Origin of the sequence: Peristeroidobacter agariperforans (genome assembly GCF_004138335.1) — a bacterium.
In the GTDB taxonomy this organism is placed as follows: Bacteria; Pseudomonadota; Gammaproteobacteria; order Steroidobacterales; family Steroidobacteraceae; genus Steroidobacter; species Steroidobacter agariperforans.
This window is the reverse complement of sequence record NZ_RYFW01000001.1, coordinates 1,864,546-1,886,632: the sequence shown is the minus strand read 5'-3', so window position 1 is coordinate 1,886,632 and position 22,087 is coordinate 1,864,546. Positions and strand designations below refer to the sequence as shown.

The window sequence follows — 22,087 nt, the reverse complement described above, 5'->3', positions numbered from 1 at the left end:
TTTCGACAGCGGGGCCTTAGCAAACATCGCACTCGGGCGCGTGGGCGCTAGTTCGCCAGCTTGCCGATGCTGAGCCCGACCACGAGCGAGCCGATTGGCTTGCCACTATCGAGCACGGGCACCGCGACCTGCAGCTGTTGCAAGCCGGAGGACTCGTCCACTTCCACCTCGCCCTGCCAGGTCTTGCCGCTCATCGGCAGATCGTGTTTCGGCTTGCCCTGATGACTCCAGTTCGTCGGCTTGCCGAGGAACGCAACCTTGCCGCCATCGGCGCCCGACAGAAACGCTTCGGAAACTACCTCGCCCCGCTTCGTCTTGAGCACTTGCGCCGCCGGCGTCTTGGTGAGGCCGCGCACGAACGGATCGATGACGCTGGTGTTGGTCCATCTGGCCTGGTCCATCGACGCCGCCTGCGGCGCCTTGCTGGTGTTGTACTCCTTCACCGCACTGACGATGGCGGGATCGGCCGCCCAGGCTTTCACTTCCTTGATCTTCGCGGTCACACTGGCTTGCAGCGCCGGATCGAGATCCGAGGCCGCGGCGACTTGCGACAAACAGAGCACCGCCGCCAGCATCGAGCCGGCAAGCGCTTTGACGTTGATCGTTCTCATGAACATCTCGGGCCAAATCAGAACCTGGTATTGAAATCGAGCATGAGCCGATCGAAGTCGTACTCGGTGCCCACGTCCTTGTTGTTGGCGTTCTTGAAGTACGTGGCATTCAACACCCAGTTCTTCGCCGGCGCATAGCCGGTGCGCAGCACCCAGCCGTCGGAGTCCGACAGGCCGCCGCCGAAGTCGGAGTCGATGTGTTGGGCGAACAGTGCGTCCTTCTCGATCAACTGATAAGCGAGGCCGGTTTCCCAGGTGCCCGGGTTCGACGCCTTGCCGACCATCGTGCCCATGGTGAACGCGGTGTCGTATTCGGCATCGAGGTTGCGCGCGACATCGGCCCACACCTGGAAGGGCACATCGCGCAGCTTGAAATTGTATTCAGCCATCAGGTCCACGACCTGGAAGTCATACGCCAGACCGCCGCTGACGGTGAGCGAGTTGCCGTTCGGGGAGTTGTTATAAAACGGACGGCGCCCCTCGGCGGCGGCGAGGTCGTAGTACGAAGCCGCGACCACCAGGTTGTTGCCGCCGATATCGAAGCGATTGCCCAGCTGCAGGCCGTACATCTTGGTGTCGGTGGCGGTAGTCGTCGTGGCGCTAGTCTGCACGTTCTCTTCGAGCCAATAGCTCCAGGCCGAACCGAACATCGAGCCGGCGCTGTAGGTCAGCGCGATGCCTTCGGGATTGATGTCGTTGTCCCAGAACAGGCTCTGGCCGGGACGTACGAACGGCATCTTCATCTTGCCGGCGATGAAATGAGCGTTGTCGGCAAACGTCCAGTCGAAATAGGCGAGGTCGAGATACAGCGACTTGCGCGAGAACGCGCCATCGAGCTGCACATTACCGCCGCGCGGGTTGCCGGGAGCGGAAGTGGTGCTGACGCCAATGGCCGCCACGATGCTGTCGTTTACTTTGGCTTCCACACCGAGCCGTGCGCGGAGCAGATCTTCTTCGCGCTTGGCGCTGGCGTTGTCATCGTCAGTCTGTTGATGACGGTAGCGAACGTCGCCTTTGAGCACGACGCGGCTCGGCCAGTCGGCCGCTTTCACGGCGGCCGGGGCCGGCTTCAGGTCCGCACCCTGAGTCGCGCTCTGGGCCATTTGTTTGCTGACCTGCTCGGTCTGGGCCTTGAGCTGGTCGTTCTCGGATTTGAGCGAGTTGTTTTCGGCTTCGAGCTTGTCGACTCGCTGCATGAGACTTTGCAACTGCGAGCGGATCTGCGCGAGCTCATCATTCGAGGCAGCGTGCGCGGCCGAGCCGAAGCTCAGGGCAGCGGCAATGGCGGCCGCGAGGAGCGGGTTCTTCACAAGGTTCTCCGGTAGGGACGACATATCGCTATGGTGCCGCGCGGTCACGCGCCGGTCACACGATTGCAACAATGCGATGGTTACCGGCCTGCAGTACTGCCGTCATGCGATTTCGCCTGATGCACCGCTAGGGCCGGGCCCGCCAGTCGTCGTTATGTGAACCTCTTCCCAGGCGCTTTGTGACGCAGGTCCAAAAAGCAAAACCCCGCGGTATTGCTACCGCGGGGTTTTGTAACAAGCGAAGCTAGCTTCGTTGTTGGGGCCGCTTACCAGCGGCCGCCACCGCCGCCGCCGCCGCCCGGGCCACGGGGGCCACGGCCACCGCCGCCGCCGCCACCACCCTGACGTTCCTGCGCTTCATTGACGCGCAGAGGACGGCCACCCATGTCTTTTCCGTTCAAGGATTGAATGGCGCGCTGTGCGTCGGCACGGGGCATTTCCACGAAGCCGAAGCCGCGAGGACGACCGGTTTCACGGTCGTTGATCAGGGCGACGGACTCGACGGTGCCGTGCTGTTCGAACATCTGGCGAACCTGGTCCTCGTTTGCCGAGAACGGCAGGTTACCCACATAGATCTTTGTCATAGCGATACAGTCTCTCTGAAAAAGCCTCGAGCGCGATCCCCCTGCTGGGAAATATCATCACTTCGAGGCCTGGTTACATTCGGGCTCCGCCCCTGCACTCCCCCAGTCGTTCCTGACTCAGAAGTCATGCGGTTTAGGTTCCCAGGCCTACGTTCGCGGTCTCGTCGGATTTTTCAGAAGTTGGCCGATAAAAGGGTCTTCAATGACCCGGCTGGCCAAGCCAGAGAAAAAAGCGGGCAAAGGCACAACGAACGGCGCGGAATGTACGCCAATCAAAGAGTCAAGGCAATCGGCTGCAACGCCCGCAGGTCCTTGAAAGTAGGGATACAACGGCAAATGTATCGGGCTCGCAGCGCACCGTAATGCGCGCCCCCCGCGCCAACCGTTGGTTAGGACCGCAGTCCCAACAAGTCGCCGAGCTCGTGCAATGTTCGCACTGTATGCACAGGCTCCCCGAACTCGGCCGACCATGCGAAGTCGCCGCGGTTGATCCAGACCGGGTGCATACCGGCGGCCCTTGCTCCCACTACGTCGAGGGCCGGATCGTCACCCACATACACAACCTGTTGTGGTGTCAGTCCAGTTCCTTCAATTACCTTGTGGAACAAGCGGGGATCGGGCTTCAACGCACCGACCTCGCGGGCGGCCAGGCAACGCTCGAAATAATGCGCCAGACCGATGCGTTTTAGATCGGCATTGCCGTTACTGGCGGTAAACAGACGGAAGTGCGGCTTGAGCCAATCCAGGCCCGGCAGCACGTCCTCGTACAGCTCCACTTCGTTGCGCGCCTGGAGGAAAGCCTCGAACGCCTCGTCCGCCATGGCCTCGGCGTAACCGAACTCCCGGGCATGGTCGGCCAGCGTCTGCCGGCGCAAAAAAGTAAAGTCATGCGCCATTTGCGGGTAGGCCTGCGCAGTCTCCTGGCGCGCTTTGCGCAACATCTCGACCGTCATCGCCGCGGTCACGCGCGGGTACTTGAGGGCGAGAAAATCGTACATAGCCTGCTCGGCCCGCTCGATCACGGGCATCACGTCCCAGAACGTGTTGTCCAGATCGAAGCAGATCGCGCGAACGCCCGACAGGTCGCCCGCCATCACGCCGCCACCGAACGAACCGCCGCGAGGCCGCGCTCGAGATCGGCTTGCAGATCGCGCACGTCTTCCAGACCGACCGAGATGCGGAGCAAACCCTCGGTGAGGCCGGCACGTTCGCGCTCTGCCGGACTGATTCTGGAATGGGTCGTCGTGGCCGGATGAGTGATCGTGCTCTTGGTGTCGCCGAGGTTCGCCGTGATCGAGAGCAATCGCGTCGCGTCGACGAACGCCCAGGCGCCTTTGCGGCCGCGCTCGACGTCGAAGGCAATGATGCCGCCGAAGCCGCTTTGCTGACGCTTCGCAAGCGCGTGTTGCGGATGCGACTCCAATCCCGCGTAGTACACCTTGCTGACGCCCGGCTGCCCTTCCAGCCAACGAGCCAGCTGCAACGCGGCGGCGGAATGGGCGCGCATGCGCAGCTCCAATGTTTCCAAACCTTTCAGGAACACCCAGGCATTGAACGGGCTCATGCTCGGCCCGGTGGTGCGCAGGAAGCCGAAGATCTCCTTGCCGACCAGCTGCTCGTTGCCCAGCACCGCACCGCCGACGCAGCGCCCCTGGCCGTCCAGATACTTGGTGGCCGAGTGGATCACCAGATCCGCACCCAGCTCGAACGGCTTCTGCAATGCCGGCGTGCAGAAACAGTTGTCGACGATCAACAGCACGCCGCGCTCGTGTGCGATATCGGCGATGCCGCGAATGTCCGCGATCACCGAGAGCGGGTTCGACGGCGTCTCCAGGAAGAACAACTTGGTATTGCTCTTGATCGCGCGGCGCCACGCATCGTTGTCGTCCGGGCGCACATAGGTGACTTCGACGCCGAACTTCACCAGGTAACGATTGATCAGCGCGATGGTCGAGCCGAACACGCTGTCGGAACAAACGATGTGATCGCCCGCCTTCATCAGCGCCATACAGGTCGCGAGAATGGCCGCCATGCCCGAGCCGGTCGCGACACAGGAGGCCGCACCTTCCATCGCCGCGAGCCGCTCTTCGAAGCAGCGCACGGTGGGATTGGTGAAGCGCGAATAGATATTGCCCTTGACGCTCTCGTCGAAACGCGCGGCGGCATCGGCGGCGCTCGCGAACACATAGCTCGAGGTGGTGAAGATCGGCTCGGAGTGCTCGGCTTCGTGGGAGCGGCTCTGGCCGGCACGGACCGCGAGCGTGGCAAGGTGATGTTCGTCAGTCATGGTCAGGGGTCGTTGCTCGGAGGGTGGGGTTAGTTTAAGAAAATTCACAGCTTGGTTCAGTTCATTTCGCTGCACGGGATGCGAGCTGAGGCTAAAGTGCAGTTCTTGACCATCCCACAACCGCTGACCGCTCTCCCCATGCTTACGCTCATCATCGGCAACAAGAACCTCTCTTCCTGGTCGCTGCGTCCCTGGCTCGTGCTGAAGCACTTCGGCCTGCCGTTCCAGGAAGTGAAGCTGCCGCTCGACACACCTGAATTCCAGCGCGACATCGTCAAGTATTCGCCGACGCGGCGCGTGCCGCTGCTGATCGACGGCGAGCTGAAGATCTGGGACTCGCTGGCCATCGCCGAGTACCTCAACGAGCAGGTCCAGGGCCGCGCCTGGCCGTCCGATCCCATCGCTCGGGCGCTGGCGCGTGCGGTCAGCGCCGAGATGCATTCAGGCTTCGCGGCTCTGCGCACCAACTGGCCGATGAAGGCGATCGGCACCGCGATCGTCCCGCTGCCCCCGCAAGGTGTGGACGATGTGAATCGTGTTCAGCAGCTCTGGCACGAGCAGCGTTCGCAATATGCGCAACGTGGACCGTGGCTGTTCGGCGAGTACTCGATCGCCGATGCGATGTACGCACCGGTCGCGCTGCGTTTCCGCCACTACGGCGCGAGGTTTGCCAGCCCCATCGTCGAGGCATATCAACAGCAACTGATCCAGGATCCGCACATGCAGGAGTGGATCGCGGAGTCCCAGGTGGAAGTAGACACGCGCTTCGGCACTTAACCGAGTCGGTAAATAACGCTCAGCTTGCAGCGCTGCTGACGACGGGCAGCATGGCGGCGATTGCAGAATGGCATTTAACGAAAGAATGCCTAGAATCGGGCGCTCGACTCGCATTCAAGCAGGACAGCTATGCGCTGGGCATCCGCCGTCGATACCGATAATTCCTTGCGGGCCGCAGTGGAGCATGCCGCTGAGACCGTGTTCCTCGGGCTGGGGCGTCAAGAGCCGGATCTGGCGATCGTGTTCGTGAGCGCCGAGCACTCGGGCCACTTCGACGCCGTGCCGGCGCTGCTCCAACGCGAGTTCGAAAACGTCTTCATTTTCGGTTGCTGCGGCGGCGGCGTGATCGGCGGCGGCCGCGAGATCGAGGATCGTCCCGCTTTTTCATTGACCGGCGCGGTGCTGCCCGGCGTGCGCCTGAAAGGCACGCATCTCGACGCCGCCCAGGTGCCGCCGGTGTATGCCGAAGCACGCGCGTGGGAAGACGCAGTGCGCGTCACCGCCGCTCAGCAGCCCTCATTCCTGTTACTTGCGGACCCTTTCAGTTTCGAGGCCGAGACTTTCATCAAGGGTCTGGATCGAATCTACCCACTCGCACCGAAAATCGGTGGCTTGGCCAGCGGCGCGCGCCAGGTGGGCGGCAGCGCGTTGTACTTGGGCAATCAGGTCTACCACTCGGGCTGCATCTCGCTGGCCCTGACCGGCAACGTCGATATCGACATGGTGGTCGCGCAAGGCTGCCGGGCGATCGGCGATCCGATGTTCGTCACGTCGGCGCACGAGAACCTGGTCCGCGAGCTCGACGGGCGCTCGCCCCGGGACGTGCTGTCGGCGCTGTTCGAGCGTCTGCCCGCGCCCGATCGAGAGTTGTTCAGTCAATCTTTGCACCTCGGCATGGCGATGCGCACCGATGCGAGCGAATTCACGCCGGGGGATTTTTTGATTCGCGGCATCCTCGGCATGGATCCGCAAAGCGGCGCGCTGTGGGTCAGCGCCAATGTCCCCGCCAACAGCGTGGTGCAATTCCATCTGCGCGACGCTGCCACCTCGGCCATCGACCTGGAGCGCACACTGACGGCCTACCGCGCATCGCATGCAGTCGCATCCGATGCCGGGGCGCTGCTGTTCTCCTGCCACGGCCGCGGCATTGGCCTGTACGGTCAGGCTGATCACGACAGCAATGCGTTCCGGCGGCTGGTCGCGGACCTGCCCATCGGCGGCTTCTTCTGCGACGGCGAATTCGGGCCCATCCAGAACTCCACCTTCCTGCACAGCTATACCAGCGCCTTCGCCGTTATCCACGAGAAGAAATAAGCGCCGGCGATAAGCTCTATACTCCCGTCCTTTCGCCGGACCGGAGTCCCTTGATGCGTCAGTCGTTCGCCCCTGCCGCCTGTGCGTTATCTGCTTGTTTCCTGATACCGCTCGGCGCCCTCGCGGCCCCCCATCCCTTCAACGTCGAAGACCTGGTCCGCATGCAGCGCGTGTCCGAGCCGGCGCTGTCCCCCGACGGCCGCACGGCCGTTTTCACGGTCCGTGAGACCGATCTGGCGGCGAACCGAGGGCGCACCGATCTTTGGGCGCTCGATATCGCGACCAAAGGTGCGCAACCTCGCCGGCTCACCACGCATCCCGAAGGCGATAGCTCGCCGGAGTGGACCGCCGACGGGCGCGAGATTTATTTCCTGTCCACGCGCAGCGGTTCCAGCCAGGTGTGGCGCCTGCCGGCCAACGGCGGCGAAGCGATTCAGGTCACCGACCTGCCGCTCGATGTCGGCTCGTTCCACGTTGCCAGCCCTGCCGGCCGCCTCGCCGTGACCTTGGAAGTATTCCCCGACTGCAACGATCTGCCGTGCACGGTCGACCGGCTCAAGGAAGCCAAGAACGTGAAAGACAGCGGCGAAGTTTACGACCGGCTGTTCGTGCGGCATTGGGACGCCTGGAGCGAGGGCCGCATCTCGCAATTGTTCGTGCTCGGGCTGAACAATGGGGTTGCCACCGAGCCGGTGTCGGTCAGCAAGGCGCTCGATGCCGACGTGCCCTCCAAACCATTTGGCGATGCGAGCGAATATACGTTTTCGCCGGACGGCTCCAAGCTGGTGTTCTCGACGCGCGTGAAGGGCAAGTCGGAGCCCTGGTCGACCAACTTCGATTTGTATGAAGTCGGCGTCGATGGCAGCGGCCTGCGCAACCTCACCGAAGACAATCCCGCCTGGGACACGCAGCCCGTGTTCTCGCGCGACGGCAGCCAGCTCGCGTGGCGTGCGATGGAACGCGCCGGCTTCGAAGCCGATCGTTTCCACATCGTCGTCATGGATCTGAAGAGCGGCCAGCGTCGCGCGCTCACCAAGGATTGGGATCGTTCGGTCGACGGCATGGCCTTCGCCAACGACGGCAGGACCTTGTTCGTGACGACCGATCATTTCGGCCAGCATCCGCTGTGGTCCGTCGACGTGAAGAGCGGCAAGCCCACCATGCTGACCGGACCGGGGCGCGTCGAAGCGTTCAGCGTCGGCGAGAAAGAGATCGTGATGGCGACCTCATCGCTGAAATCCCCCGCCGAGCTGCAGGCGCTGACCATCAAGGGCGGCGATCTGCGAGCACTGCCGCGCATGAACGAAGCGGCGCTGGCCGAGATCAAACTGGGCGAGCCCGAGCAGTTCACGTTCGCCGGCGCCGAAGGGGCGACGGTGTATGGCTTCGTGATGAAGCCGGCCGACTTCAAGCCCGGCAGCAAATATCCGGTCGCTTTCATCATTCACGGCGGCCCGCAGGGCTCGTTCTCCAACTCCTGGAGCTATCGCTGGAATCCGCAGACCTATGCAGGCGCGGGCTACGCGTCGGTGTTCATCGACTTCCACGGCTCGACCGGTTACGGCCAGGCCTTCACGGATTCGATCAGCCAGGATTGGGGCGGCAAGCCGCTCGAAGATTTGCAGAAAGGTCTCGCGGCCGCGCTCCAGCAGTACCCGTGGCTGGATGGCGATCGCGCGTGCGCGCTGGGCGCGTCGTACGGCGGTTACATGATCAACTGGATCGCCGGCAACTGGGCCGAGCCATTCAAGTGCCTGGTGAATCACGACGGCGTGTTCGACGCGCGCGCCATGGCCTACTCCACCGAGGAACTGTGGTTCACGGAATGGGAGCAAGGCGGGATTGCGTGGGAAGTGCCGGAGAACGTCGAGAAGTTCAACCCGGTCAATCACGTCGCGAAGTGGAACAAGCCAATGCTCGTCATCCACGGCACGCGTGACTATCGAATCCCGTATTCCCAAGGCATCTCGGCGTTCACGGCGCTACAGCGCAAAGGCATTCCCAGCCGCCTGCTGATGTTCCCGGATGAGAACCACTGGGTGCTCAAGCCGAACAACAGCATCCGCTGGCACCACGAGGTGCAGAAGTGGCTCAACGAGTGGACTGGGAAGAGCGGCGAATAATTTCGAGCTCAAAGGCCCGCTGCGAAGCGGGCCTGTTTCGTTCGAGCAACTACTCTTCGTCGGCGCGCCAGGCCGCTTGATAGTTGTTGCCAACCCGCATGATCTGTTCCAGCAGCGTTGGATAGTCCATGCCGGCGGCCAGCGCCGAATCGGCGAAGTCTTCCTCGCGGCTGATGTTTGGGTTGCAGTTCGCCTCGAGCACGAACACGCTGCCATCCGGCCGCATGCGAAAGTCCATGCGCGCGTAGCCGCTCAAGTACAGCGAGCGAAAAATGCGCTTGGACAGCTTATCCAGATAAGCAGCGCACCCTTCCGGCAGGTTCTGCGCGGCTCCAGTGCGGATGCCATGTTTCTTCTGATAGCGGCGATCCCATTTCACTTTGCGGGTGGCGATGCCCGCCATCACGTCAGGCAGAGTGCCGAAATCCATTTCCCACACCGGCAAGGTCCGCAACCGGTCGTTGCCCAGTACGCCCACGTACAGCTCGCGGCCCTCGATATATTCCTCGATCAGTGCGTCCGAGTTGGTCTGATCGTGGATGAACTGGATACGCTCCTTCAACTTGTCGGCATCGGGGACCACCGACGCTTGTGAGATACCCAGCGAGGCGTCCTCGGTCACCGACTTCACGAACAAGGGAAACTTGAGCTTGCGCGGCAGGCGGTAACGCTGCCCTTTGCGAATGACCGCGAAACCCGGCGTCGGAATGCGGTGATAGGAAAGAATCTGCTTGGAGAGCGCCTTGTCGCGCGAGATCATCATGCCGCGCGGGTTGCAGCCGGTGTACGGCAGCTTCATCAGCTCCAGGAACGCGACTACGTACTGGTCGTAAGTGACGATGCCCTGGAATTCCTCGAGCAGATTGAAAGCGACGTCGGGCTTCCACTCGGTGATGATGGAGCGCAGCTCGGCGAGATTGTCGCCCAACCCGAGCGCCCTCACTTCGTGACCGGCCTTCTCCAGCGCCGCGGTCACATCGTATTCCGTCCTGAACTCGTCGATTTCCTTGTCGCTGAGACCCTTGAGACTGGCCGGCGGCACGAGACTCTCATGCATCAGCACCAGAACTCGACGCGGCTTCATAGTGTGTACCGTTCCCGGTCACGCCGCAGGATGTCGATCAAGATTCGCTCCAGTACGCCCAGCAATGCGCGCTTGGCTTCGTGTTTGGAAGTATCCAGCACCAGATCCAGCTCACGGCAGCGTTGAATCACCGTCCTGAGCACATGATGCACGAGATAAGGGTACAACCGCGAGCGTCGCATCAACCAACGTTCCAGTTCCGGCCGGCTCTGGCGCACGAACGTGCTCGCACGTACGCGCCGCCGTCCCTTGTGATATTTGCCGAAGACCCGCTTGAGCCGCAAGTCATAGGCATCCGGCGTGTCGAAGTCATAACGAGCCCGCTTGCGACGATAGTGCTCGGCCAGCGTGGTTTTGTTCTTGCCGATCGGCTCGATCAGCGAACGATTCATCACGTGCGGCAGCGTGCCGGACAGCTCGCCAATCAGCCGATCCACATATTCCAGCTTCTCGAGCGCGGGCCAGCCCTGATAGTCGCGCCGCCAGCGCGCCTTGGGCTGCATCCATACCGCGAACGTCTCGGCCCAGTCTTCGGTTGGATGGCTCTGCGCGTACCAGTGGCCCAGGTGTAAGACGAAGTCACGACTGGCAGGCCGCGGCCGATACACGTTTGGATAGCGCCGCTCCGGATCGCCGAAAGTCTCGCGCCATTCTTTACGACGGCGAATGCGATAGGCGTTGTCGAGCGCGTGCGCGAACTCGTGACGCATGATGCGGGTCAGCCAGTTGGCATTGCCGCCCTCCACTTCATCCATCATCTTGCGTTCCAGGCGCATCAACCGTGGGTGCGCCATATAGAACGCGATGGCGATGCCAGGCACGCCATCGGGAGAGAACCATTCTTCGGAGAGCCAGACGTGCGGTGCGAACAGAATGCCGCGGCGCTTGAGATCACGCCGGATCTGGCGGATGTGACTATCGATCTCGGTGTGGCGCAGGGTCAGCCGCAGGTCGCAGAAACGTTTCTGTAACAGCTCCTCATCGCTGAGACGGGTCCAGGCGGGTTCGCGAGAGCGCACGCGACGACGGGCAGGAGCACGCTGGGTCCGAGTCGGCATCGCTCAATGCATCAAACGGCGCGCCAGCGAGCGCAACAGGGCTTCTTCGGACAATTGCCGTTGCAATTCGGGCGAAACGGCATCGCCGCCATGATAGGCGCCGCACAGGGCGCCACAGAGCGCGGCCGCCGAGGGTGCAGCTCGCGAGGAAGTGAGCACGCGAATCAACGCATCGTGCAGTGTCTTGGCAGCGGCAAAGCCGTCCAATGCCACACAGGTTACCGCGAGGGCATCGCTGGCATCGGCACAAGGCTGCGCGCCGCGCCCCTCGATCAATCGCTTCACCTGAGGTTTGAGCTGGCGCCGCCGGACCAATTGCATCGCCGGCCCGCCGAAGCTCAGCAATGTTTGTTTGTTGACGCCGGCGAACGCATCGACGAACAGCGCCGCCCAGACGCGGCACAGATCCAGCACGATCGGCGACTGCTGCGTGGTGCGCGATGCTTCGACCGCGGCATCGATCGCCGCTTGGGGATCGCTGCGAAGAAACATTGCAACCACCAGGGTGCGCGGCAGCGAATGCGGATCCAGATTGGCCGGATCGTGCGTGCCCGCCAGTTTCTTCCTCGACCATTGCCATCCCGCCAGCGCCCGGCGCACCTCCTGGGGCACGCCGATATTGCCGACGCCTTGACTCCAGGCGAGATAGCGATGCATCTGATCGTCCGAATCGTTGATGCCATGGGCCAGCAGGCTCTCGGCCAGCGCCCGGGTCATGGCCGTGCTCGCGCCGGTGACGAGCATTCCGGCATCGCGCAGGCCGCCGCCAGCCACCAGGGTTGCGGCGTCGAAATTACTGTTCGCGACCATGCTGCCCAGCGCATCGCCAATCGCCAGGCCGACGATGCTGGCTTCATAACGTCCCAGCACGTCGACCGGACTGCCCGGCGTCGCCGCCTCGCGCCACTGGCGCACGAATTCGATCTGCTCGTCGGTCTCGGGAATGATCGGCCAGCGGCTCGAGCGGCCGCACTGCTGCCACAGGTCCTGCAGCCGATCGAGCGCTGCCTCATTGCTCAAGCCGCTGCGGATCAAATGACAGCCGACCGTGGTGCCGGTGCGGCCGATGCCCGCCCGGCAATGAACGTACACACAGCGCCCGGCCGCCAGCTCGCTGTCGATGAAATCCAGGATGCGCACCATGTGGGCCGGCGACTCGGGCAAGCCGTGATCGAGCACCGCCAGCCGCCGATACCGGATGTGCTGCTCGCTGAGCTCGGCCAGCAGCGGATCGTAGGCGGGCATCTCGCCCTCTTCGGTCAGGTCGACGAAGCTGTTGACACCCGCGTGCAACAGCTTCTGCACGCGCTCAGTCGCCTCGGCGCGCGACATCGATCCCGGATATTCACCGGCGAGCAGCTGCCCTGGGCGCACCCAATAGCTGTTCGGGATCGGCACCGAGGCGATGCCGACAGTGAAAGGATCGGTACTCATGGGCGGCAATGATAAGGGATGCAGTCGGCATAAACCCGCACGCCGGGCGGTGCGTTCCACCTATATTCGCGCCGGCATCGCCTTGACTTGGCCGCAGTCGCCGCCAATTCTGCCAGACCGCCACCCGAGGGACTCTGCATGCAAAAGCCCACCGAACCGGCCGCCCGCTCCGCCAGCGGCTACGACCTGCGTCCCTTGAGCAAGGCCGAACGTGAACGGCTCGCGGCCCCGCTGACGCCGGAAGAGCGCCACATCATCCTGGATCACGGCACCGAGCGGCCGTTCTGCGGCACTTTGCTGAACAACAAGCAGTCGGGGGTGTATGCCTGCCGCCTGTGCGGGCTGCCGCTGTTCCAGGCCAATGCCAAGTTCGAGTCCGGCACCGGCTGGCCGAGCTTTTATCAGCCGTTCGATCCCGAGCACATCACCGAGCTGCGCGATGTCAGCCACGGCATGATCCGCACCGAGATCCGCTGCCGCCGCTGCGACGGCCATTTAGGTCACGTGTTCCCGGACGGCCCGCCACCGACTCATCAGCGCTATTGCTTGAACTCGGCTTCGATGCAGTTCTATCCGGAAGGTCAGCCGCCGGAACAGCACACGGCCGCATAACCGTGCGGGTCCCCCGGGGCGAGGCTCAAGCCTCGCCCTGGTGATCGTGACTGCCGTGGGACTTGGCGGTAATTCGATCCAGCAGGCCCATCATCACCGCCGACACGACGAACGTCAGATGGATGATGACGTACCACATCAGCGTGTTGCCTTTGTCGACAAGCGTTGGCGTCTCCATGAAGGCGCGCAACAAATGAATCGATGAGATCGCGACGATGGACGAGGCCACCTTCAACTTGAGGGAGTTGGCGTCGAGCTTGCCCAGCCAGCTCAACTTTTCCGCGCCCTCCTCCACGTCCAGCGCCGACACGAAGTTCTCGTAACCCGAGAACATCACCATGACGATCAAGCTGCCGACCAGCACCATGTCGACCAGCGCGAGCAGCATCAGCACCATGTCCGCCTCGCCCATGGCTGCCACGCCGGTCACCAGGTGGTACAGCTCCTGGAAGAACTTGATGCCCAGCGCGACCAGCGCCAGCGACATGCCGAGATAGACGGGCGCCAGAATCCAGCGACTGGCAAACAACAACTTTTCGATCGTCTTTTCCATTGCTCCGTTCCGGGCCGGCGGTACCGGTCGGGATTCTACCGTATGACCCGCCGAACGTATTGGATGTCGATCCGGTCGGAGGTACAGTCCGCCCAGCATGAGCGCAGACACTCAGCAGGGAGAAGGCAGTGGAAGCCCGGCTTCGTTCGAAGCCGAACGCATGCAGCTGGCCAGGTTGCACGCCAGCCCGGCGTCGCGGCTACGCGACTTGTGGTTGCAACTCTCGGAAATTGCGGCGCGAGCATTGAACGTCGAGCGCGTCGGCGTCTGGATTCTGGCCGACGAGGATCGAGCGCTGCGTTGTCGCTATCTCCTGCAATTTTCCAGTCAGCAGGTTTTTCAGGGCGCGGTGTTGCGCGCGCAGGATTTCCCTAATTATTTTCAAGCGCTGCAGCAGCAGCGCACCATCGCTGCCGACGACGCACTCGGCGCAATGACCACGGGCGAATTGCGAACGGCGTATCTCGAACCCTTGGGCATCACCTCCCTCTTGGATGCGCCGATTTATGTAGGCGGCAAGGTGGCGGGCGTCGTTTGTCATGAGCACATTGGCGCGCCGCGCACGTGGAGCGAAGCGGAAAGTGATTTTGCCGCGACGATTGCCGACACGATTGCACGCGTCTATGGCGAATATGAGCATCGCCATGCAGAGACGGCGCTGGAAAATTACCAAATGCATCTGATGGAGTTGCACCGCATGGAGGCGCTGGGTCGCATGGCAGCCGGCGTCGCGCACGACTTTCGAGGGATTGTGAGCATCGCGCTCGGCTTCACCGAGTTGATCCGGCGCATTCCCAATCTGGCGCCGCAGGCGGATCACTATGCGCAACGGGTGATCGAAGCGCTCCAGCGCGGGCAGAATCTCACTCAAGAGATCATGAACTTCGGCAAGGACGATCCAGTGTCACCGCGCGTCCTCGACATTGGCGCGGCGTTGTCGAAATGCTCTCACATGTTTCGTGTACTGCTCGGCGCCGGCATCCGCCTGCGAGTGCGCAGCTCGGGCTCGGTGAGCCGGGTATTCATGGACGCCTCGCAGTTCGAGCGCATGATGCTCAACCTGGTCATCAACGCGAGGGACGCGATGCCCTCGGGCGGCGACCTCGACATCGACTACCAGGACGCCATCATCGGCGATGAAGATGACGAACGTGCGACGTATGTCGCGATCTATGTCCGCGACAGTGGCGTCGGCATGGACGAGATGACACGGCTCAATGCGTTCAAGCCGTTCTTCACGACCAAGGGCGATCGAGGCACTGGCCTCGGATTGGTGATCGTCGATCAGATCGTCGCGCGGGCGGGTGGCAGAGTGAAGATCGACAGCGAGGTCGGTCGCGGCACGACGCTGCAGGTTTACTTGCCGCGGATTGCGGGGGCGGCGCGGTAGGAATAAGAAGACGTCGGTGGCTCGCACGCAGCAGACGGCCGAAACGTTTGCTGGACCTTCAAACCTCAGGAAGCTTTTACTTCTTCGCCTCGCGGGCAGCATCAGTCTCCGCCACCTCATAGTTCGGGAAGGCGGCGACGAAGCGGCGCCATTGGCGGTCGGCTTCTTCTTGTTTGTTATCTTTTCGCAGCTGGCGAATGTCTTTCAGCCACGCTTCCGGGTCCGTGTAAGTCTTCTGCAACGTCGCCATGCTATCGGCGGACGCGCTGATGGGGCGTGAGTAGCTCAACACGGCCTTGGGCTGGGGTGTTTCGACGGTGTCGCGAGGGCCGGCAACGTCGGCTTGGTCGCCACGCATGGCTCGTTGCGTCGCAGACAGCTCTTGTTCTCGCACCGCTTCTTCCAGCGCCTGCTTCTGGCGCTCAGCGTTGGCTACGAACGCCGCACTGTTCGCTTGCGCAGCTGGAGTTGGCTCACGAAGCAAGGCTTCGGCGGCCACATGGGCGACCGGCTGCTCGGCACGCGCGCTCTGCTCCGGTGCTGGTGCGGGAGCGGCAGCTGGCGGCGGAGGAGCAGGAGCATCCAGCTTCGGCGGAGGTGGCACATCAGCCGACGCATAAGCTGGCTCCTCGATCGTCTTCGTTTCGATAGGATCAGTCGGGGCTTCCGCAGCCGCCTCACGTTTTTCCTGCATCACGGGCGCGGATACGATCGTTTCATCCTGCACACCCGTCTCGATCACGATGGAAACGACCAGCACCGCCGAAGCCGCAACCGCCAGCGGCGCAGTCCAACGCATCCACGTCGGCCGCGACGGAGGCTTCACCGCATCCTCGGCCTGACGGAGCACGAGACGATCGAGCGATGGCGGAACATCCGCACCGGGCAACTGGCGATATTGACGAGACACGCTGGAATCCCCCTTCAGGTATTCGTCCAGCTGCTGCTCGTCAACCTTGTCGGTGGGTTCGGTCATGACACGCTCGACTGCAGAGTCGGAGATTGATGCTGGCGCAGCGCCCCGCGCAGCTTGCCCAAGGCATAACGCAAGCGGCTCTTCGCCGTTTCCATGGCGACGCCGGTAATGCGGCCGATATCCTCCAACCCAAGCCCCGTTTCTTCGTACAGCAGGAATACATCGCGCTGTTCCGCCGGCAATTCATCCAGCGCGCGTTTGAAATCCGCACGCAGCTGCGCTTCGGACAGCGCGGCATCGGGACTTTCATGACCCGGCCCCGGCAGCTCGTCCGCCAGCGCATCGACATCCTGTGCGCCTTTTTCCTGCGGCCGCCCGGCGCGCCGGAAATAGTCGATCGCGCAGTTGTGCGCGATGTGAAACAGGAACGTCGTGAACTTGGCGCGCACTTCGTAGCGCTCGCGGCTGGCGATCACCTTGCTCCACACCTCCTGAAACAAATCATTGGCCGCCTCCTGGCTGCGACACAGGCGCTGCAGGTAACGATACAACGCCCCTTTGTGCCGCTCGTAAAGCATCTCGAACGCGCGCACATCGCCCTTGCGATAGCGAAGCATGAGCGTCGCATCGTCCGGCGCCGCGCCGATGGTCGAAACCGCCGCGCCGGTGACATCGCCCGCCGCAGCCGCCAGCGGCTGCGGGCCAGGAGTGGAGGAAAGATCCATGCAGCTAAGAATATCAGCAATGCTTCATTCTGAGATCTGACTGACCTTACTAGCGTCGGTCGAGGGCGTCAGGCTCTTCGCCAGCGCCACCAGCGACACGAACTCCTTACGATATCCATCGCGATCCGGGCCCATTGCGCCGCTCGCGAGCTTGGTGACATCGGCGTAGCTGAAGTCGCCCATGTATTTTCCACCTCGCAGCAACTGGCCGAACGCCGCGACGCTGGCCGCGAACCGAAAGTCCTCGGATACCCGATCGGCCACCGAATCCTTGCGAATCGGATATTCCAGCAACTGGCTGGAATCCGACCCCGGCTTCTTGTAACGCAGCCGGACGTTCGCGAGCTCGCCCTTGCCAGCGGCAGCTTCGGTCTTGGCGCCGTAGCGCAGTGAATCGACGCGGCCTTTCGCGCCCACCGGCACGACTTCATACAACGCCGTGACTCGGTGACCGGCGCCGATCTCGCCCGCATCGACCTTGTCGTTGTTGAAGTCCTCGCGCGCCAGCATGCGGTTCTCGTAACCGATCAGACGATACTCGAGCACTTCGGACGGGTTGAACTCGACCTGGATCTTCACGTCCTTCGCGATGGTGTACAGCGTCGAGCTGAGCTGCGAAACCAGCACCTTGCGCGCTTCGGACAACGTATCGATGTATGCATAGTTGCCGTTGCCGGCATCGGCCAGGCGTTCCATGAGCTGCTCGTTGTAGTTGCCGGCGCCGAAGCCCAGCGTCGTCAGCTCGACGCCCGTGGCCCGCTCGCGCTCGACGATGTCTACCAGCGCCTCGAAATCCACGGTGCCGACGTTGAAGTCGCCATCGGTCGCGAGCACGACGCGATTGATGCCGCCTTTGACGAAAGTATCGTGCGCCAGTTTGTAAGCGAGCTGGATGCCGGAGGCGCCGTTGGTCGAGCCGCCAGCGGCCAGCCGAGCGAGCGCCTCTTGAATTTCATTCTTCGCATTGCCCGGCGTCGGCTCGAGCACGACGCCTGAACTGCCGGCGTACACGACCATGGAAACGCGGTCGCGACCGGTCAACTGATCCGTCAGCATGCGAAACGCGTTCTTCAGCAGCGGCAATTTATCGGGTGAGTCCATCGAGCCGGAGACGTCGATCAGAAACACCAGATTCGCGGCCGGCCGCTCCTTCGCCGCCACTTCGAAACCTTTGATGCCGATGCGCATCAGCAACGCCTGCGAATTCCAGGGTGCGGCAGACAGCTCGGTCGATACACGGAACGGCGTGTCGCGGTTGTTCGGAGTCGCGTACTCGTAATCGAAATAGTTGATCAGCTCCTCGACTCGGACGGCGTCCTGCGGCGGCAGGCGGCCGTCGTTGAGGAAGCGGCGAACGTTCGCGTAGGCGCCCGTGTCCACGTCGATAGAGAACGTCGACACCGGCTGCTCGGCGGCGACTTGTATGCCGTTGTCTGGTTGATGCTGATAGCGCTCGGTGTCGGCGGGATTCGCCGGCATCGCCAACATCGGCGGCGGTGGCGCGAAATGCGACGAGGCCATCTTCATTTCCGCTTTGGCCCGGCCGAGCTGATCGGCCGATATCACTTGCCGATAGGCTTCTTGGGCCGGAGCTGGCATGGCTTGCGGCGGAGGCGGCTGCGCATGATTCGCAGCGTCAGCGCGCGATGCGGACGCCACTTCTTCTTCGATCATGCGAGTCTCGACCGGCGCCGTCGCGTCGCCGACCTGCTGGGCGGTGCCATCTCTTTCTTCCCGCTTCGCGGCACAGGCAGCCAGAACGGCAGCAGCAATCAACAAGGATCCCCGACTGACGATCCGATTCATGACTTCGCTCCCCACTCCGACGCGGCATGCGTCACTGGGGGTATGAACGGCAGGTCGGATCGGATCGGGTTAAGGCGACGTCGAAAATTTTCAGGCCGGTCCCCAGACCAGCTCGTCCAGCATCTTTTCGCGGGGCGGCCAACCATAGCGTTCCAGGCTCACCCGGCCGCCGACAAAATCTATCCCCTCATTTTCCAAGTGCTTACGCTGGCGGGCATAGCTGTCGCTGCCGACCGGAAAGGAAATACGGCCACTGGCGTTGATGACCCGAAACCACGGCACCCCTCGCGACGCGGGCGTCTGGCGCAACACTGTGCCCACCAGCCTTGCCCGCCGCGGCAAGCCAGCCACATCGGCTACGCCGCCATATGTGCAAACCTTGCCTCGCGGAATTCGCTTGATCGCCGCAATGATGCGAGCAGCGTCGTTCGCCGGCGCGAGCACGGCGGTTTTCTTCTTCGGGGTCTTTCGCGTCGCTTTCTTACCGGCCTTTTGTTTGTTTCGCGAAGCCACGAGTCACCTCAGATCGGCACCCGATCGTGCACGGTTTCCTGGGAGCGATCGGCGCGGTCGGGATTGCGCCGGCGCTCGCCGCCGGTCAGGGCGATACCCAGCGAAGCCACGAAGGGCATGACCCGCTCCAGGAAATCGCCCGGCGCATCCGGCAACAAATGAAATATCAAGGAGAGCATGAACCCGGACCAGATTGCCGCCAGCATCGCACCGGGGCGCACGCGCTTGCCGCAGACACGAACCAGCAGCAGCGGGCCGAACGACGAACCGATCGCCGCGTAACCAAACATCGCGTGTTCGAATATGGTCGTCGGCGCCCACAACGTCGACAGCGCGATCAGCACCGCCGACAACACCATGGCGGCTCGACTCCAACCGATGGAAAGCGGCGCGTTCACCCGACGCATATCGATGCCCAAGGTGGTCGCGAGCGCCAGCAACTGACTGCCCAGGTTGGCGAAGATCGCCGCAATCAAGCTCGCGACGATGAACGCGGCCAGCAGCGGCGGCAGCAGTCGGTCCGCGATCGTAAACATCGCCAGCTCGGGCCGATCCAGGTCCGAATACAGGATGCCGGCAGCCCAGCCACAACACAGCACCAGGCCGACCAGCAGCGTGGTGAGCACGAGCGACAGGCAGCCGGCCCGGAACAATGTTTTCTCGTCGCGAGCTGCCATGAAGCGAGTGGCGAGCTGCGGCTGGCCGGTCATGCCCAAGCCGATGCAGAACACGCCGGCAGCGAAAGCCAGCGACACGACTCCCTGGCGCCCTCCGAACCAATCGGTGGCCAGCGGCCCGAGCGCCGTGAACGCGATCTTGAATTGATCCCACCCCTCGATCGCGACACTCGCGCCTGCCAGCAACAGGGCCGCGAACAGTCCGACAACGATCACTTGCACCGCATCGCCGACCGCCGCCGCTCGCAAGCCGCCGGCGAACGCGCCCACGGTAATAAGAAACATCGAGGTCAGCGTGATGCTGATCAGGTTGAAACCAAACTCCTCGACCAGTAGCCCGCCGGCGAAGCGCAGCATCGCACTGGTCTGCAACAGCACACAAAGCAGGAAGATGAGAATCGCCGAGCGCGCCACCACAGGTTGCAGGCGATCGCCTGCATCGGCGCTCAACAGTTGAAACAAAGTCGCCGTGCCCTGCCCCACGGAGATACTTCGCAGGCGCGGAGCGATGAAGAACAGATTGAGCGCAGAGCCGAGAACGAAGGCTCCGCAAATCCAGACAGCCGACCAGCCCCACGCGAAGGCGGCGCCGGCGAGCGTCATCAACAGCCAGCCGTTGACGGTATTCGCTGTACAGCTGGCCGCCGTCAGCCAGACACCGAGACGGCGGTTTGCGAGCGCGAAATCGGCCGCATTGTGCGTGCGCCGGCCAGCCCAGGCCGCCACCACCAGCAGCAGCGCCGCGAAGGCCATCAGCGTCAGCAACACCGTGGCGGAGCGGTTCATGGTCGAATACGAGTCCTCAAGCGGCCGGGCGGCGATGCTACACGAGGCCGTGTTCGCGCGCGAAATGTGTCGCCAGAATCAGGCAATGGCGCGCAATAGCGCGTAAAGCCGCTGCCAGTCGAATGCCGGACCCGGATCGGTCTTGCGGCCCGGCGCGATATCGCTGTGTCCTGCGATCCGGCTCAGCGACAACGACGGATAGGCTTCACACAGCGCCAGGATGACCGCGCTCAGCACGCGATATTGCGCCGGCTCGTATGGAATCTCATCGGCGCCCTCCAATTCGATGCCGACGGAAAAATCATTGCAACGCTCGCGCCCCTGATAGCTCGACGCACCAGCGTGCCAGGCGCGCTCGTGAAACGGCACGTACTGCACCGGCTCGCCGTCGCGACGGATCATCAAGTGCGAGGACACCCTCAGATCCTTGATCTTCTCGAAGTACGGATGCTCGGCGGGCGACAGCGTGTTGGTGAACAAGCGGTCGATCCACGGCCCGCCGAATTCGTCCGGCGGCAAGCTGATGCCGTGCACGACAATGAGTTCTGGCAAGATGCCGCCCGGCCGCGCATCGAAGTTCGGCGACGGCACCTGCCGGGCCGCACGCAGCCAGCCGCTATTCGCGTCGATGCCCGCCGCCACCGTGAGCAGGTGCCGAGTCAGAGCGTCAGCCGAGGAGGTGAAGTGCATGGGTTGTTCCATCACTGGCTCACGGCACAATGTTTGCTTGGCCTTGAATAGATCATGACTGGTCCGGGCTCCAGAATCCCCTACTCGCAATGAGGCGAGCATGAGAATGAACCGAATCTTTTGCGACGGCCCGCTGGCCGGTCGCACCGAAATCGACCTGCCCCCCGCCGGCGGCTACCACGTCGCACGCGTCCTGCGTATGCGCGAGGGTGCACCGCTTAGTGTATTCGATGGCAGCGGCCAGGAATTCCGCGCCGAAATCACGCGAGTCGAAGGCGATAAAGTGACTGTCAGCCTCGGCGACCCGACGCCCGGCACGGCCGAATCGCCGCTGAAGATCACCCTCGTCCAGGGCGTCTCGCGCAGCGAGCGCATGGATTGGACGCTGCAAAAGGCGACGGAACTGGGCGTGGCCGCGATCTCGCCTGTGCTGACGGCGCGCAGCGTCGTACGCCTCGATGAGAAGCAAGCGGCCAAGAAACGTGAGCATTGGAAGGGCATCGTCGTCGGCGCCTGCGAGCAATGCGGCCGCGCGAAGATCCCGGCGGTGTCTGCGCCGATGACGCTTCGTGAGTACTTCGCGAACGTCAAGAAGGACGGCCTGCGTTTGGTGCTGAGCCCGTCCGCCCCCGCGTCGCTGGTAGGTCTGTCGAGCATGCCGAGCAAAGCCGAACTGTTGATCGGCCCGGAAGGCGGCCTGGACGACGACGAACTGCACGCCGCGCAAAAAGCCGGCTTCATGCCGGTGCGTCTCGGACCGAGAGTGCTCCGAACCGAAACAGCGGCCGTTGTCGCGCTGTCTGTGCTTCAAGGTCTTTGGGGCGACCTTCAGTAGAA

At 63.0% G+C, this 22,087-nt stretch carries 21 protein-coding genes; 6 read left to right on the top strand and 15 right to left on the bottom strand.

What is annotated here, in order from left to right; all coding sequences use genetic code 11:
* Nucleotides 1-47: 47 nt before the first annotated feature.
* From EK373_RS08175 to EK373_RS08155, 5 genes are all read right to left on the bottom strand, one after another.
* Nucleotides 48-611, bottom strand: coding sequence for a hypothetical protein (locus EK373_RS08175; protein WP_129642202.1), 564 nt, complete (start codon nt 609-611; stop codon nt 48-50).
* 17 nt (nt 612-628) lie between these two features.
* Nucleotides 629-1,921: a putative porin gene (locus tag EK373_RS08170; RefSeq protein WP_198683146.1), complete on the bottom strand. Its 1,293-nt coding sequence runs from the start codon at nt 1,919-1,921 to the stop codon at nt 629-631.
* Nucleotides 1,922-2,187: 266 nt separating this feature from the next.
* Complete coding sequence (locus EK373_RS08165) at nt 2,188-2,505, bottom strand: RNA recognition motif domain-containing protein (RefSeq protein ID WP_129642200.1); 318 nt, start codon at nt 2,503-2,505, stop codon at nt 2,188-2,190.
* Nucleotides 2,506-2,894: 389 nt separating this feature from the next.
* Nucleotides 2,895-3,599 carry an HAD family hydrolase gene (locus EK373_RS08160; RefSeq protein WP_129642199.1) on the bottom strand — a complete coding sequence of 235 codons (705 nt, stop codon included), beginning with the start codon at nt 3,597-3,599 and terminating at the stop codon, nt 2,895-2,897.
* The gene (locus EK373_RS08155; protein WP_129642198.1) at nt 3,599-4,792 is read right to left on the bottom strand and encodes an O-succinylhomoserine sulfhydrylase; all 1,194 of its coding nucleotides are present in this window, start codon (nt 4,790-4,792) and stop codon (nt 3,599-3,601) included. Before EK373_RS08155 ends, EK373_RS08160 begins: the two co-directional genes overlap by 1 nt.
* A 138-nt stretch (nt 4,793-4,930) precedes the next feature.
* Here EK373_RS08155 and EK373_RS08150 point away from each other — a divergent pair, with 138 nt between their 5' ends.
* The 3 genes from EK373_RS08150 (at nt 4,931) to EK373_RS08140 (ending at nt 9,006) form a co-directional block, all read left to right on the top strand.
* The gene (locus tag EK373_RS08150; protein WP_129642197.1) at nt 4,931-5,569 is read left to right on the top strand and encodes a glutathione S-transferase family protein; all 639 of its coding nucleotides are present in this window, start codon (nt 4,931-4,933) and stop codon (nt 5,567-5,569) included.
* 129 nt (nt 5,570-5,698) lie between these two features.
* Nucleotides 5,699-6,883 carry an FIST signal transduction protein gene (locus EK373_RS08145; protein WP_129642196.1) on the top strand — a complete coding sequence of 395 codons (1,185 nt, stop codon included), beginning with the start codon at nt 5,699-5,701 and terminating at the stop codon, nt 6,881-6,883.
* Nucleotides 6,884-6,936: 53 nt separating this feature from the next.
* A complete protein-coding gene (locus EK373_RS08140) occupies nt 6,937-9,006 on the top strand; it encodes a S9 family peptidase (protein ID WP_129642195.1) in 2,070 nt (689 codons plus the stop codon).
* A 49-nt stretch (nt 9,007-9,055) separates the two neighbouring features.
* Here the strand turns inward: EK373_RS08140 and EK373_RS08135 are convergent, their stop codons facing one another.
* From EK373_RS08135 to EK373_RS08125, 3 genes are read right to left on the bottom strand one after another with little or no spacing between them, the layout of a single operon-like run.
* The gene (locus EK373_RS08135) at nt 9,056-10,090 is read right to left on the bottom strand and encodes a D-alanine--D-alanine ligase family protein (protein WP_129642194.1); all 1,035 of its coding nucleotides are present in this window, start codon (nt 10,088-10,090) and stop codon (nt 9,056-9,058) included.
* On the bottom strand, nt 10,087-11,148 hold the full coding sequence (locus EK373_RS08130) for a putative zinc-binding metallopeptidase (RefSeq protein WP_129642193.1): 1,062 nt from the start codon (nt 11,146-11,148) through the stop codon (nt 10,087-10,089). The genes EK373_RS08135 and EK373_RS08130 overlap by 4 nt, the downstream gene beginning before the upstream one ends.
* 3 nt (nt 11,149-11,151) lie before the next feature.
* Complete coding sequence (locus EK373_RS08125; RefSeq protein ID WP_129642192.1) at nt 11,152-12,582, bottom strand: ADP-ribosylglycohydrolase family protein; 1,431 nt, start codon at nt 12,580-12,582, stop codon at nt 11,152-11,154.
* Nucleotides 12,583-12,720: 138 nt separating this feature from the next.
* Between EK373_RS08125 and msrB the strand changes: the two genes are divergently transcribed.
* Nucleotides 12,721-13,194 (top strand): peptide-methionine (R)-S-oxide reductase MsrB, encoded by a 474-nt coding sequence (msrB, locus tag EK373_RS08120; RefSeq protein WP_129642191.1) that lies wholly within the window; start codon nt 12,721-12,723, stop codon nt 13,192-13,194.
* 25 nt (nt 13,195-13,219) lie between these two features.
* Here msrB and EK373_RS08115 read toward each other — a convergent pair whose 3' ends face one another.
* Nucleotides 13,220-13,747, bottom strand: a complete 528-nt coding sequence (locus tag EK373_RS08115; RefSeq protein WP_129642190.1) for a TIGR00645 family protein — start codon at nt 13,745-13,747, stop codon at nt 13,220-13,222.
* 97 nt (nt 13,748-13,844) lie between these two features.
* On the opposite strand from EK373_RS08115, the gene EK373_RS08110 reads away from it, so the two are divergent.
* Entirely contained in the window at nt 13,845-15,137 is a 1,293-nt protein-coding gene (locus EK373_RS08110) for a sensor histidine kinase (RefSeq protein ID WP_129642189.1), read from the top strand.
* Between the two features lie 76 nt (nt 15,138-15,213).
* On the opposite strand, the gene EK373_RS08105 is transcribed toward EK373_RS08110, so the two are convergent.
* The 6 genes from EK373_RS08105 to ampD form a co-directional block, all read right to left on the bottom strand.
* A complete protein-coding gene (locus EK373_RS08105) occupies nt 15,214-16,113 on the bottom strand; it encodes a hypothetical protein (RefSeq protein WP_129642188.1) in 900 nt (299 codons plus the stop codon).
* Complete coding sequence (locus EK373_RS08100; protein WP_198683145.1) at nt 16,110-16,778, bottom strand: RNA polymerase sigma factor; 669 nt, start codon at nt 16,776-16,778, stop codon at nt 16,110-16,112. The genes EK373_RS08105 and EK373_RS08100 overlap by 4 nt, the downstream gene beginning before the upstream one ends.
* Nucleotides 16,779-16,802: 24 nt before the next feature.
* Complete coding sequence (locus EK373_RS08095; RefSeq protein WP_129642187.1) at nt 16,803-18,584, bottom strand: vWA domain-containing protein; 1,782 nt, start codon at nt 18,582-18,584, stop codon at nt 16,803-16,805.
* 90 nt (nt 18,585-18,674) lie between these two features.
* The gene (locus EK373_RS08090) at nt 18,675-19,097 is read right to left on the bottom strand and encodes an MGMT family protein (RefSeq protein ID WP_232831042.1); all 423 of its coding nucleotides are present in this window, start codon (nt 19,095-19,097) and stop codon (nt 18,675-18,677) included.
* Between the two features lie 8 nt (nt 19,098-19,105).
* Complete coding sequence (locus EK373_RS08085; RefSeq protein ID WP_129642186.1) at nt 19,106-20,560, bottom strand: sodium:solute symporter family transporter; 1,455 nt, start codon at nt 20,558-20,560, stop codon at nt 19,106-19,108.
* A 78-nt stretch (nt 20,561-20,638) separates the two neighbouring features.
* The gene (ampD, locus tag EK373_RS08080; protein ID WP_198683317.1) at nt 20,639-21,190 is read right to left on the bottom strand and encodes a 1,6-anhydro-N-acetylmuramyl-L-alanine amidase AmpD; all 552 of its coding nucleotides are present in this window, start codon (nt 21,188-21,190) and stop codon (nt 20,639-20,641) included.
* Nucleotides 21,191-21,350: 160 nt separating this feature from the next.
* Between ampD and EK373_RS08075 the strand changes: the two genes are divergently transcribed.
* Nucleotides 21,351-22,085, top strand: coding sequence for a 16S rRNA (uracil(1498)-N(3))-methyltransferase (locus tag EK373_RS08075; RefSeq protein ID WP_129642184.1), 735 nt, complete (start codon nt 21,351-21,353; stop codon nt 22,083-22,085).
* Nucleotides 22,086-22,087 lie beyond the last annotated feature (2 nt).

Bases quoted from the DNA above. Each gene is read 5' to 3' on its own strand.
- EK373_RS08175 (WP_129642202.1), bottom strand. From the start codon at position 611: ATGAGAACGATCAACGTCAAAGCGCTTGCCGGCTCGATGCTGGCGGCG.
- EK373_RS08165 (WP_129642200.1), bottom strand. From the start codon at position 2,505: ATGACAAAGATCTATGTGGGTAACCTGCCGTTCTCGGCAAACGAGGAC.
- EK373_RS08160 (WP_129642199.1), bottom strand. From the start codon at position 3,599: ATGGCGGGCGACCTGTCGGGCGTTCGCGCGATCTGCTTCGATCTGGAC.
- EK373_RS08155 (WP_129642198.1), bottom strand. From the start codon at position 4,792: ATGACTGACGAACATCACCTTGCCACGCTCGCGGTCCGTGCCGGCCAG.
- EK373_RS08150 (WP_129642197.1), top strand. From the start codon at position 4,931: ATGCTTACGCTCATCATCGGCAACAAGAACCTCTCTTCCTGGTCGCTG.
- EK373_RS08145 (WP_129642196.1), top strand. From the start codon at position 5,699: ATGCGCTGGGCATCCGCCGTCGATACCGATAATTCCTTGCGGGCCGCA.
- EK373_RS08140 (WP_129642195.1), top strand. From the start codon at position 6,937: ATGCGTCAGTCGTTCGCCCCTGCCGCCTGTGCGTTATCTGCTTGTTTC.
- EK373_RS08135 (WP_129642194.1), bottom strand. From the start codon at position 10,090: ATGAAGCCGCGTCGAGTTCTGGTGCTGATGCATGAGAGTCTCGTGCCG.
- EK373_RS08130 (WP_129642193.1), bottom strand. From the start codon at position 11,148: ATGCCGACTCGGACCCAGCGTGCTCCTGCCCGTCGTCGCGTGCGCTCT.
- EK373_RS08125 (WP_129642192.1), bottom strand. From the start codon at position 12,582: ATGAGTACCGATCCTTTCACTGTCGGCATCGCCTCGGTGCCGATCCCG.
- msrB (WP_129642191.1), top strand. From the start codon at position 12,721: ATGCAAAAGCCCACCGAACCGGCCGCCCGCTCCGCCAGCGGCTACGAC.
- EK373_RS08115 (WP_129642190.1), bottom strand. From the start codon at position 13,747: ATGGAAAAGACGATCGAAAAGTTGTTGTTTGCCAGTCGCTGGATTCTG.
- EK373_RS08110 (WP_129642189.1), top strand. From the start codon at position 13,845: ATGAGCGCAGACACTCAGCAGGGAGAAGGCAGTGGAAGCCCGGCTTCG.
- EK373_RS08105 (WP_129642188.1), bottom strand. From the start codon at position 16,113: ATGACCGAACCCACCGACAAGGTTGACGAGCAGCAGCTGGACGAATAC.
- EK373_RS08100 (WP_198683145.1), bottom strand. From the start codon at position 16,778: ATGGATCTTTCCTCCACTCCTGGCCCGCAGCCGCTGGCGGCTGCGGCG.
- EK373_RS08095 (WP_129642187.1), bottom strand. From the start codon at position 18,584: ATGAATCGGATCGTCAGTCGGGGATCCTTGTTGATTGCTGCTGCCGTT.
- EK373_RS08085 (WP_129642186.1), bottom strand. From the start codon at position 20,560: ATGAACCGCTCCGCCACGGTGTTGCTGACGCTGATGGCCTTCGCGGCG.
- EK373_RS08075 (WP_129642184.1), top strand. From the start codon at position 21,351: ATGAGAATGAACCGAATCTTTTGCGACGGCCCGCTGGCCGGTCGCACC.